Raw genomic sequence first — 11,903 nt, 5'->3', positions numbered from 1 at the left:
TGCATATCAAATCGCACTTTGATCCCGACGATCAGAAAGCTGACTTTAAATTGGTTGAAAATTGAGAGAGGTTGCTGAGATATTGCTTCAAAAATCTATGATGTTACCCATTCTGAGGAACATCCTGATTCGCTAGTCTGTGCGAATAAACTCCCTCGCTAGATACTGATCAGCCGTCTGAAGGTCTCTCCTTATGACGATGGCTTTTTGCCCTTGAAACCACAATTGTGCCCCTATCTTACACACAAGCCTTTAAGCCTTTAGCTTCAGACTACTCACCTCTATCCCTCGCTAAAAAATTTTATTATGGTGTTGACATATAGGTGCACTTATTGCACCGAAATGAATGGTCTAAAACAACTGGAAAAGATCTACCGATTCTTTCCAATGCTCTGTAAAGAGTTCTTTCAGAAGGTTTCTCTTTCATTCCCAATTGCCTCATGAGCTCCTCTGGATATGCGTTGGGGATTTGATGAACAGAAACCGAATGAGAGAGTTTGTTGTATGTGTGGAGTTTTGCAATGGAAATGAAATCCCTAGCATTTCCTCCAAGATTTTTAAAAATCGTAGAAAAAAGACCGAATTCTTTTTCTACTTTTCAATCATTACTACACCACCCAAAGGAAATGTTTTATTGTTCATGAAGGGATATTGGTTCCACCAATATCTTTTTCTTTGGGCAATGATTAAGTGGCGAAGTCAAGTAGATGAAGCATTCCTAAGCACAATACTCGTGCACTTGGGCAAGCGTTCCCCCAATTTTTAAATCAGGTCTGTTTGTCTAAATAAATCTTTTTTAAAATTATAACAGAAATCAAAAGCATGAACAGTATTGTAAAGAATGAAATAATTTTACTCCAGCGAACAGTTTTATCAGAAAATGCAAACATGAAAGACCAAAATATTGCCCGATATAAAACGAAAGCTAAAACAATGATAGAAACAATTTTTACGACAATGTTAAGAGATAGAGCAAATTTATTTTCAATCCAACATATCATTAAATATGAGGCTATAGCAAGCAATCCCACAAAAGCAGGTAGGCCAATCACATCATTTTCAATGGCTCCACCGATTAGCCAAAATATGAACAGAACTACCGAAATCAGAAATAAAATCTTTCTATTAACTATGTTGATTAACATGCCCATATTATCATACAATAATCGTTAATCGGTTTAATATGTATACGCTTTCTGTCACGACTTCCTTTGGTTCCATTCTTTCTTCCTCCAGTCGAATCTTCCTCTCGTATCTTTTTTATCCATTTGGGAAAGGTTGTATATGCCGCTATAAATACGATTTGTTTTTGTACATAGTTTACAACTGGATATCGCGGGCACGTTTCCTTGTCCTGCCACGTGCATAACCATCTCGATAGGGGTTGAAATGATAATTTTTCTTTTGTTATATCTCTAACTGTTTTTTTATACGGCTTTCGTATAAAAGAAAGAGGAAGAGATGGAATGGATTTGATACAATTAATCATTTACGTTAATGATCCATCGCTACCACCTTCACCATCCATGCCCCAGTCACCGTTGTTGCCATCCTGTGAAGTTTCACTTCCACTACTTCCACCAAAGCCAGTTCCTTTTTTTCCACCGAATGCATCGGCATCACCGCCGTACCCACGATAGTTACCAGCAGAACCACCACTCCCCCCAACTCCGGGAGATGACCACGTATTACCGCTGTCTCCACCATTCCCACCATTCCCACCATTTCCTGCATTCCCACCATTTCCTCCCCATGCTCCTGCATCCCCACCATTCCCACCGTAGAATCCAGTTCCACCGTATCCGCCATCCGCACGTGCATATCCACCATCTCTACCCCATCCACCATTACTCCCGTCTCCACCGTCTCCACCATCGCAATATTGCGAAAGGCCCAAGTACCCATTTCCACCATTTCCACCCCCTCCGCCATTCCCGCCATATGCCTGTGCGTGTCCACCATCACCTCCATGTGAGATACCCCATCCACCATCGCCACCCCATGCATTTGCTTGACCTCCCTCTCCACCATTTCCTGCAGATCCACCATGTCCTCCATTACCACCATCAGGGTCTCCTTCTCCTCCATTCCCGCCATAGCCTCCATTCCCGCCATCTCCACCATATGCGTATGCATTCCCACCATCACCTCCATTATACCCGCTATTGCCATCTCCACCTACTGCTAAAGCATTTCCTCCATTCTCACCATCTGTGCCTGCACCTCCCGCATCTCCATTTCCTCCTGGAAAACTACCATGAGCCCCTGGATCACCGTTATTTCCATCTCCCCCATCTGTTCCATAGTCTGTATCATCTGTACCTGAAGCATATGCATATGCATCTCCCCCATCCCCGCCCATACCACCTTCAATTATTCCCTCCTTTACCAGACTAACCCATTTTATTGAGTCATTTTCCCAAGGAATTCCATTTACAATGATGCTACCACCTTCTCCCCCATTTCCAACTTTAATGGCACCCTCTAAAATTAAAGTATTTGCCGAAATTTTTATATCACCACCTTTCCCTCCATCCCCTGCTCTAACCGCAATGTCATCATTTTGTGTCATGTCGCTAAAATCTAGACGTATGTCACCGCCCTTCCAACCGTCTCCTGACTTAATTACTGCTCCGTTTTCTACGGTGACAGAGATGCCTGCTTTTATTATTATATCATTTCCCGCTAAACCGTGTTGATTAGAGAGTTTATTAAACCCTTTAAGATCATCATCTATTGCATAATTTAATCCATGATAACAATACTCTGCAACTATTTCGCCGTTGATGGTAATATCTCCTCCGCAGATGAGTTGTATGCTAGTCCTTTTTCCCTCCAAAGAGATTTTTCCATCCACAACAATGCTTTCAGAGGATGTAATAGTTAAATTTTCAGTCACTACATAGTTTACGTTTTTTGCCATAAGGATGTTACTTCCTTCCATTTGCCCTTTAACATATAAATTAACCGTTCGATTTGAAGCTGTTGCATCGGCAAAATATCCAGATGTCGTTACCAAAGAAAAAACTATCGCTATTGTAAGCACCACTATTTTATTTTTAATATTTTTCTTCATTTTACCTCCTTTTTTGTACGCTCAGGGATTTGGCTTCTTTTCCACACCTTGTTACATCCCATATAATAGTTAGTCCTGTTTCCGATATTTAAGCATTTCTGGTTCGCTCGATAAAAATCAAAAACGAGTTCTGCACCTTCCCAACTAATATTCTCCTTGCCTTTCTCAATACTCCACTCTCAGCGACGGTACTTCAACACCCTTTCCCTTCTTTACCTTTCCCACAACCCTGGTTCATTCGAGGATAAATCCTTAAATGTTATATAGGACGTGGGAATATGTAAGAGCAGGAGATTAGTATGGCGGATGCTATCTTGAAAAAAATCAGCAATGTCGAAAAAATACTGAATGAGATAAATTCTAAAATCGATAATTTTCTGGGGTTCGAGGAACTATCCCCTGAAGAAAAAAAGGAACTGGAAGAAATAAGAAAAGAAATCAAAAGGGGAGAGTACGTGAAAGCCGAGGAGATTTTTAGCGATTGATTAAACATGTATAAGGTGATCTTTTCTAAGAAGGCAGCAAGCTTTGTTAAAAACTTGAGAAAAGGATATAGGAACAAAATAAAAGATGTTGTGGAAATATTGAGAGAGAATCCCTTTGGACATCCTTATAAAAAGATTAGAGGAGAAACTAATATCTACAGAATAAGGATTGGAAAATACAGGGTTTTGTATGAATTGAATAAACCGGAAAGTAAAATCATTATTATCAAGGTGGATAAAAGAGATAAGATGTATAGATTCTAGGGTTGGAAATTCGCTTCTTTCAATACTCCACTCTCAGCGACGGTACTTCAACACCCTTTCCCTTCTTTACCTTTCCCACAATTTTGGCTTCCATTTCGGAGTTTTTCTTTAGAATCGCCAGGGCATTGTTCGCATCATTTAAGCTCACCACAATTGCCATGCCCATCCCCATGTTGAATGTCTGATACATCTCTTCATCGCTTATGTTTCCGAGTTCCTGCATAACCTTGAATATTTTCTGGGGCTCAAAGGGTTCATCTATCGAAAATAAGACATCAAGCGACATCCGCTTCATCTTTCTCAATCCGCTGCCCGTTATGTGTGCAATTCCTTTCACATCAACACTTTTCATCAGTTCCAGAATCTCCCCCACATATATCTGCGTGGGTATTAGAAGTATATCCCCTATCTTACCGTCCATTCCAGGAAAGGTATCATGATATGAATAGCCGTTCTCCGTAAATATCTTCCTTGCAAGGGTATATCCATTAGAATGCAATCCGCTGCTTCTCAACCCGATGATTATATCTCCAGGCAAAATTTTCTTCGGCAATTCGGTTTCAACAACACCAACGCACGTGCCGGCAAGGTCAAAACCGGTTATAATTTCTGGAAGAGTGGCAGTCTCTCCCCCTATTATGGGAATTCCTGAAATATCCGCTCCTTTCTTCAGCCCTTTTCCTATCTCCTCGGCCATGACAGGATCTGTCTTTTCCATCGCAAGATAATCAACAAATGCTAACGGACGGGCGCCCATGCAAAGTGCGTCATTAACATTCATCGCAATGCAGTCTATTCCGACGGTATCCCACTTCCGCATCTCATTTGCTATAATGACTTTTGAACCCACCCCGTCGGTGCAGAGAACAAGCTTATGACCGCCCAAACCAACTTTATCATTTTTATAGCCCACCGCGGATAATATGTTCGATACGGCTTTTTCCTCCACGCCAATATTCACACCCGCATCTGCATAGCTCATTCCTTTCATAATAATGCATGTGCTTCATTCTTTTATTTTTATTGGCACAACCCAAAATTTTTTACCCCCTAGCATATCACTATCCATGCAACTTTACATACATTTTCTAGGAACAGGCGGCTCATGGCCGTCAGCAGAAAGAAGCGTGTCAGCCATTGCAATCAAGCGAGGAAAGGAAATTTTGCTGTTTGACTGTGGAGAAGGAACTCAGCGACAGATCCAGAAATCTTCATTGAGCTACATGCAAATAACAAATATTTTCATAACCCACTTCCACGGTGACCATTTTTTGGGGTTGTCCGGGCTTTTCCAGACGCTGCAACTCAACGATAGAAAAAAAGAACTTAACGTTTATGGCCCTCCCGGAATGAAGCATCTCATCTATCAGCTTACCCATCTGGGTTATTTCACTCCTGCATATGACATAATTGCCCATGAGGTAGAAGGGGGGGACAAAGTGCATTTCGATGGATATAAGGTGAAATGTATAAATGCCAGTCATAACGTGCCGGCACTTTCATACTGCCTTGAGGAAGATGCCCGCCCCGGACGCTTCAATAAGAAGAAGGCGATTGAATTGGGCATTCCTGAAGGGCGTCTTTTCGGGAGATTGCAGAGAGGGGAGAACGTAGAGGTGAATGGAAAGATTATAACTCCAAGCATGGTTCTGGGAAAAAATCGCCCCGGGAGAAAGATAACAATTTCTGGAGACACAACCCCCTATGAATCATTTATTGAATTTGCAAGGGAAAGCGATGTTTTAATCCACGATGCCACCACTGATTCAAGTCTGGACCAAAAAGCAAATGAATACGGCCATTCCACAGCAAGGCAGGCAGCGGAAATTGCATTGAAGGCAGGTGTGGACAGGCTGTATCTGGTACACATAAGCCCCCGATACAGGGATGCAAAGCCACTGGAAAAAGAAGCGAGAGAAGTCTTCCCTGAATCGTATGTGACCAGAGACTTCATGGAAGTAGAGGTGAAGTTGAAGAAGTAATGGGGAAAAACAATTATTCACACAAAATACGGAGGAAATCCCTCTGAAACGCCCGCTATTCCTATATGTCTTTTATATTGAAACGTTTTTTTATCTTTTCTAGTATGACCCGTTCATCCTTAGTAATCTTACCGTCTGCTAGCGCCTGCTCCAATGCCACTTTGTACACTTCCATTACTTGGCCATCAGCATCTCTCTCTGTATTCTTGAGTATCTCTTCCTCAAAAAGCAAACGCTCTTTTTCAGTAACGTTTAGGTGCTTCCTTAAATTGTGCAGCAGTTCTTTCTCGTCGACAGTCATCTTTCCGTCATTCCAGACCTGAGCAAGAGTCTTTTTATATACTGCTAGATTATCCTCGGTGATGTAGAAAAGACGGTTCATGCCAAAAAATTTTACAAAAATCGATGCCTAATTATAGTGGATGTAAAGATATGAGTTGGTAAACACTATCGTCACAAAATCGAGAAAAACTCTTTTTTCTACACCACCTCTCCCTATCTCCAAAATTTTGTATTGCTGATTTATTCCTTTTCTGTCAACCAATCTATGAATTCTTCTAGGGCTTCTTCGTTTTTTTCCTTTATCGTTACTTTTATTTCCCCCATTGGATGGCTGACTATCACAAAATTTATTTTTCCGGCATAAGCAGCTTCCTTGTTCAATTTGAATGATAGCGTACCGTTTCGTACACGTTTTCCTAGAAAAACCTTTACTGTATCCCGTATCCTCTGCATTTCCAGCAATTTCTTAAAATTTTCAAAGCTCTTCGCTTTTCCGATTAACATTCCTTCTTTCTCTTCTATTACCGCATCGGGAAAGATATTGAATAAAGCCTGCTTTACTTTACTGCTGTCCTCAGTATTTTTCACCGGAACAATGATTTCAATATTCATAATGATACAACTACACAGAATTTAAAACCACAACCCTCTTAAATAGTGATTTTATTCATTGCGGGATGGGATACGCAATATTTGAAATAAAGAAAGAAAAGGAAAGCGGAATAAATCTGCTGAAGAAAGATGACCTGGTGAGCAGACAGAGCATCACAATAAGGGATGCAAAATCACTCGACATGAAAGGAGAAAGCATCTACGTAAAAATAGAGGGAAGCAGTGATGCTATCAAGCTGGCAGACAATATAGTCAAGGAAAATGAATTGGGCAAGAAATTGAGTGAAAAGGAAGCGAAACCCATAAATGATAAGATAAAGGAAGAAGAAGATAGCGCCAGCGAGGGAATGGGCTTTATCTTTGGCTAAACCTCATCAAATAAGAAAGGAGACAACACCTTGATTCTTTCCTTGTATTCATCAGGATACAAAAGGTGCTCTACGGCGGTAATACTGCTCAATAGAGAATTTCCATCTTGGGGCGTGAAACAAAAGCCTATCACCTCTTTTTTGTTCCTGACAAATATTGTTGGCAAAACTGCAACGGTCTGATTCAATATCCTGCCGTAATGTCCGTGATCCCTCCCAAAAGAAAAAACAAGGTTTGCAAGTTTTTTGTGTGTGACAGCAATTTTCGGTTCATCCATGCATTTTTCTATGATTTCTTCGATGCTCGTTTCTTTTTTCACGTTTATGTCGAACCATATTGAATGCATATACTGAGTATTGACTTTCATGGCCGAAGAAAACACATCCAGGTCAAGCCCCAGAGTATTGTAAAGGTGCCAGACATCTCTTGCATGATGCGTCCCCCTTTCATCATTATGGCTGCCCACCTCGGGAGATGGTACGAATCCCGAATCCTGTGAGATGTCATTTGTTCTCCTTATACAGACGAATCTTCCGCTCACAAAATTATCCATTGATTCTTCAAGGGCGACTGTTTTTATTGCAACCGCTATGTTGTGGGTGTTACAACTCACTATCTGTATGTACTTATCCTGATTCAATGCCTTTTCGTTTATTCCGGCAGCATACATCTTTCCGAAACCAAATTCGGAGCCCTGTGCCAGAAAACCTTTGACTTTATCTTCATATTTCCTGTAAAATCTTTCTTTATTCTGCCTGCCCACACCCTTCGGAGTGCAATCGACAACGACCGTAGCTCTTTCTATTGCTTCCTCTGCCATATATTCGGGCTCAAGTCCAAGCTCCCTGAATTCATTCACCTTTTCTTTTCTAACGACTAATTTACCTCCCCTATCCAGCAGACCTTTCACCTTCGGCCTGTCTGTGAGCACGGGACTGTGCTTGTAGAACGTAACTCCATCTATCCCGAGCTGGTGCTTCAAATCACACAAAAGACCAACTAACGGCTCACCTATGGTACCTGTTCCAACAACATGAACGATATTGCTCATAATATCGGCGATAGAATGCTCCTGCTTTATTTAACATTTCCTCCCCCTATATCTTTCTAAAGCATCTATCACTGGCAGCTTTCCCCCCATCAAAAATTGTTCCAATGAACCGCCTCCGGTTGAGACATAGGAGATTTTATCTGCCAATCCGAATTTGCACGCTGCCGCAACCGTATGCCCTCCGCCTATCACTGAGAAGGATTTTGAGGCGGCGATGGCTTCGAGGACTTTTCTCGTTCCTTTTTCGAATTCCTTTTTTTCAAATACGCCCATCGGGCCTGAAATGAGCACGGTCGATGCACCATCTATCCCTTCAGTAAATGCTTTTATTGTAGCCCCCCCTATGTCCTGTATATCGTACGGCTGCAGCTCATGCATTTCGGATACGAGCAGTTCCTTTCTACCGCCATCATCGATTGCCACATCAACGGGCAGGACGATTTTGTCTCTGAAAGTATGCAAAATTTTTGATATCTCTTCCGTTTCCGATGCAGACGCTTTCTTCATTTTAAGAAATACACTTCCAGGTACGCCCCCCAGCAAAATTTTATCTGCCACTTTTCTCTCAAGCAGATTGTTTATCACCTTTATGGCATTGGAATACTTTGCCCCTCCAAATATGAAAAGGCTCGGCCTCTCCGGTCTTTCCATTATTTTTGCAAGTGTTTTTATCTCCTTCTCCATAAGTCTTCCGGCACATGATGGCATGGCAGGTATAAAGCCCACTAAAGAGCATTGGGAGCGATGCGCAGCGGCAAATGCATCATTTACAAATATGTCGGCGAGCGGCGCCAGAGAATGCACCATAATACTCTGGGAATGATCCTCGGGCATTTTTTTCTCCTGTTCCCCGTCAAATTTTCTTACGTTGTCCAGCATCAATACCTCCCCTTCTTTAAGTTCTTTTATAGCATTCCTTGCCCTTTTGCCATATATATCATTCACATACCTCACTTCATCGCCAATCTCATTTGAAAGAGCAGCAGCATGCTTCTCAAGCCCCGTGAAATCCCACCCCCCGGGCCTTCCCTGATGGGCGAGTATAACTACCTTACTTTTTTTATCCCTCAGCTCCTTCACGGTGGGCACGATTCTCTTTATTCTGGATATGTCCAGTATCTCCATCGTTTCCGGGTCGAGAGGAGAATTTATGTCTACTCTTGCTAAAACTGTCTTTCCGTCGATATCCACATCGTCCATCGTTGGGAGTTTCATGATATGCTATGAAAAAACGAAATAAATAGGTTATTCTCCATATGTTATAAAGCAAAAATCAATATAGCCCCATTCCTCGGATTTCTCTTTATTCCATGATCCACTAGTGAACTGACTCCATGCTGCTCCTTGTGGATATGGATTGTGTGCACCAAAAACCCAAGCATAAGAGTATTCCTCGCTTTCTGTTTCACATACTATATAGTATGTCTGTCCTGCGTCGACGTTAATATCCGAAAAATCAAATTCAACCCAGTTTAAATTCCTTCCAATTTCATGAGCAGGTTTATTAACAGTAACTAAATTTTCACCAGAAAGAGATTTTCTTATGGAGACCTCTAAACTTGGCGGATTTTCCTCCAATCTCCATATATAGAGCTTGACTTTCGTGAGAGTACCAACTGAAGGTACAAAGCCTTGGGCAAATTTGATTCTTTTATCGATCAGATATCCCCATCCACAATCCTCGGTTTGTTTCTGGTTTATATTTTCTTGTACCGGTGTGAGAACGAGTTCTCCTTCATATCCGTCATATATCTGTGGATGCCACTCAACACCCCATATTTCTGCAAGTGCCAATATTTTTGGTTCTGCATACTCAAATGCTTCCTCAGCAGAACACATACCATCCCGGTTGTAATCGGCAATTCCTTCCTTCAATCCCTCAACTATATAATTGGTGAAATAAGAACCATATGATAATTCATCTTCTCCACAGGACATTAGTATTACTCTGCCATTTCCCTGAATATCCTCTGCAAACCCTTTTATCCATTCTGTCTCGCTGAATGAATCGCCAACTCCTCCACTGTGGCAGCTGTCGATAATGACAGCAACACCCTTAGAATCAAGCCTGCTTAATAAAAAATTTAGTTCATCATCCCATATGCATGTAACTGGATATTCAAAGCCCCAATAAGTGGCAAGATATTCATCCTTGCCATCGCTTTCGTCAAAAGGTGGAATATCAGGTCCTTTAAAACCGTGTGTTGTGATATAAACTAAAGAAATATCATTTTCATCATCTTTTTCATCCAACCACCGTAAAGCCTCGACGATATTAACCGCCGTGCATTCCTTACCCTTAAGAACTTTGATATGATCTTCCTGCCAATAATCAGATTGTAGAAGTAAATCATGCATCTCATCTGCTGCCCTTAGCATGGACGGACGGTTTTCATCCGAATGGCTGTCATAAATTCCAGCCCCTATCAGAACAGCCCAGTATTCAGTGTCATCATTCTGAGTTTTATACAGCTTGCACGGTTGGCCATTTTGATCTGAAATGCCATTATGGTACTGCAAATTCTCCTTCTCCTTATTTTCTTGATAAGATGGTTGTTCCAAACATTCCATATATTTGTCATTGACTTGATAAACTGGTTCGCCCGTTTTTCTACTGAACGATAATGGATTACCGGGCATTAATAACATAACCGCTATTACTATACATATCATACCCGCCAAACCTGCCTTTCTTTTCATATTTTTGCCTCCAAATATGTAATAATAGGTATTTATTTAAAATTAGCGATTCTTTTCTTTTACTTTTTCCCTCATGAATTTTATTAGTTCTTCCCTAAACTCTTCCCTTATCAGGGCAGCCTCTATATTCGTCTTTATCCAGTCAAGTTTGTTTCCCAGGTCGAATCGTTTTCCCTCGAATTTATATGCATACACCTTTTTCCTTCCATTCAAAATTTTTATTGCGTCTGTCAGCTGTATCTCCCCTCCTTTCCCTATCTCTGTTTTTTCTATGCAGTCGAATATTTCAGAGGTAAATACGTACCTTCCCATGACGGCAAGATTGGACGGTGCCTCCTCCCTGCTGGGCTTTTCCACCATATCCACTATTTCATATAGCCTGTTGTCTATTGCCCTGCAGTCCGCGATTCCGTATCTTCCAACCAATTCCATCGGTACCTCTCCAACTGCAATCACTGCTGATTTATGGCTGTTAAATTGCTCGATCAGCTGGCCGATGCACGGCTTTTCGGAAAAAATTATGTCATCTCCAAGCATTACGGCAAAGTCATCGCCATCAACATGTTTTTTTGCTCTGAAAATAGCATGTCCCAACCCAAGTGGCTTTTTCTGCCTTACATAATGGATGTCTGCCATATCCGATATTTTCTCTATTTCCTCCAGTTTTTTTCGGTCGTTCCTTTCCCTCAGTGTGCTTTCCAGCTCGTATGAAATATCGAAATAGTCCTCTATTGATTGCTTCCCCCTTCCAGTGATAATCAAAATGTCATCTATGCCTGATTTTACGGCTTCTTCAACAACATACTGTATGGCTGGCTTATCGACAACGGGCAACATTTCCTTGGGTGTGCTCTTGGTCGCAGGAAGGAAACGCGTCCCTAAACCGGCTGCAGGAATAACAGCTTTCATATTCTTGAAATTAAGGCCTTGCATTTATTATTTGTGATTTAAAAAATGGTAGTCCCCTAATCCTTTGTTGATTCATATTTTGTTTATTTTTAGCCATAATATCTCTTTCCAGCCCATCCTATGATCTATCAACCCTGCAACCATGGCAGGAGTTTTTCTCCTGCCATTCTCTT

At 41.4% G+C, this 11,903-nt stretch carries 14 protein-coding genes; 5 read left to right on the top strand and 9 right to left on the bottom strand.

What is annotated here, in order from left to right:
* The first annotated feature begins 822 nt into the window (after positions 1-822).
* Positions 823-1,173 (top strand): hypothetical protein, encoded by a 351-nt coding sequence (locus tag U9O96_01865; protein ID MEA2053854.1) that lies wholly within the window; start codon positions 823-825, stop codon positions 1,171-1,173.
* Positions 1,174-1,199: 26 nt separating this feature from the next.
* Here U9O96_01865 and U9O96_01860 read toward each other — a convergent pair whose 3' ends face one another.
* Together U9O96_01860 and U9O96_01855 are read right to left on the bottom strand one after the other, a co-directional pair.
* On the bottom strand, positions 1,200-1,367 hold the full coding sequence (locus tag U9O96_01860) for a hypothetical protein (protein MEA2053853.1): 168 nt from the start codon (positions 1,365-1,367) through the stop codon (positions 1,200-1,202).
* A gap of 122 nt (positions 1,368-1,489) precedes the next feature.
* Positions 1,490-3,076, bottom strand: coding sequence for a hypothetical protein (locus tag U9O96_01855; GenBank protein ID MEA2053852.1), 1,587 nt, complete (start codon positions 3,074-3,076; stop codon positions 1,490-1,492).
* A 299-nt stretch (positions 3,077-3,375) separates the two neighbouring features.
* Between U9O96_01855 and U9O96_01850 the strand changes: the two genes are divergently transcribed.
* Together U9O96_01850 and U9O96_01845 are read left to right on the top strand one after the other, a co-directional pair.
* On the top strand, positions 3,376-3,561 hold the full coding sequence (locus U9O96_01850; GenBank protein MEA2053851.1) for a hypothetical protein: 186 nt from the start codon (positions 3,376-3,378) through the stop codon (positions 3,559-3,561).
* A 6-nt stretch (positions 3,562-3,567) separates the two neighbouring features.
* Complete coding sequence (locus tag U9O96_01845) at positions 3,568-3,825, top strand: type II toxin-antitoxin system RelE/ParE family toxin (GenBank protein ID MEA2053850.1); 258 nt, start codon at positions 3,568-3,570, stop codon at positions 3,823-3,825.
* 19 nt (positions 3,826-3,844) lie between these two features.
* Here U9O96_01845 and purM read toward each other — a convergent pair whose 3' ends face one another.
* A complete protein-coding gene (purM, locus tag U9O96_01840; protein ID MEA2053849.1) occupies positions 3,845-4,816 on the bottom strand; it encodes a phosphoribosylformylglycinamidine cyclo-ligase in 972 nt (323 codons plus the stop codon).
* Between the two features lie 76 nt (positions 4,817-4,892).
* Between purM and rnz the strand changes: the two genes are divergently transcribed.
* Positions 4,893-5,807, top strand: a complete 915-nt coding sequence (gene rnz / locus U9O96_01835; GenBank protein ID MEA2053848.1) for a ribonuclease Z — start codon at positions 4,893-4,895, stop codon at positions 5,805-5,807.
* A 61-nt stretch (positions 5,808-5,868) separates the two neighbouring features.
* On the opposite strand, the gene U9O96_01830 is transcribed toward rnz, so the two are convergent.
* Together U9O96_01830 and U9O96_01825 are read right to left on the bottom strand one after the other, a co-directional pair.
* The gene (locus tag U9O96_01830; protein MEA2053847.1) at positions 5,869-6,189 is read right to left on the bottom strand and encodes a hypothetical protein; all 321 of its coding nucleotides are present in this window, start codon (positions 6,187-6,189) and stop codon (positions 5,869-5,871) included.
* A gap of 140 nt (positions 6,190-6,329) precedes the next feature.
* The gene (locus tag U9O96_01825) at positions 6,330-6,701 is read right to left on the bottom strand and encodes an RNA-binding domain-containing protein (protein MEA2053846.1); all 372 of its coding nucleotides are present in this window, start codon (positions 6,699-6,701) and stop codon (positions 6,330-6,332) included.
* Between the two features lie 65 nt (positions 6,702-6,766).
* Between U9O96_01825 and U9O96_01820 the strand changes: the two genes are divergently transcribed.
* Positions 6,767-7,069: a hypothetical protein gene (locus U9O96_01820; GenBank protein ID MEA2053845.1), complete on the top strand. Its 303-nt coding sequence runs from the start codon at positions 6,767-6,769 to the stop codon at positions 7,067-7,069.
* On the opposite strand, the gene U9O96_01815 is transcribed toward U9O96_01820, so the two are convergent.
* The 4 genes from U9O96_01815 to galU are packed head-to-tail and all read right to left on the bottom strand — an operon-like array spanning position 7,066 to position 11,730.
* Entirely contained in the window at positions 7,066-8,121 is a 1,056-nt protein-coding gene (locus tag U9O96_01815) for a hypothetical protein (GenBank protein ID MEA2053844.1), read from the bottom strand. The genes U9O96_01820 and U9O96_01815 overlap by 4 nt on opposite strands.
* 30 nt (positions 8,122-8,151) lie before the next feature.
* Positions 8,152-9,336, bottom strand: a complete 1,185-nt coding sequence (gene pgk / locus U9O96_01810; GenBank protein ID MEA2053843.1) for a phosphoglycerate kinase — start codon at positions 9,334-9,336, stop codon at positions 8,152-8,154.
* Between the two features lie 30 nt (positions 9,337-9,366).
* On the bottom strand, positions 9,367-10,821 hold the full coding sequence (locus U9O96_01805; GenBank protein MEA2053842.1) for a caspase family protein: 1,455 nt from the start codon (positions 10,819-10,821) through the stop codon (positions 9,367-9,369).
* A gap of 42 nt (positions 10,822-10,863) precedes the next feature.
* Positions 10,864-11,730 carry a UTP--glucose-1-phosphate uridylyltransferase GalU gene (galU, locus tag U9O96_01800; protein ID MEA2053841.1) on the bottom strand — a complete coding sequence of 289 codons (867 nt, stop codon included), beginning with the start codon at positions 11,728-11,730 and terminating at the stop codon, positions 10,864-10,866.
* Positions 11,731-11,903: the final 173 nt, after the last annotated feature.

This window comes from Candidatus Thermoplasmatota archaeon, assembly GCA_034660695.1.
Lineage (GTDB): Archaea > Thermoplasmatota > E2 > UBA202 > DSCA01 > JAYEJS01.
This window is presented reverse-complemented; position numbering and strand designations above follow the sequence as displayed.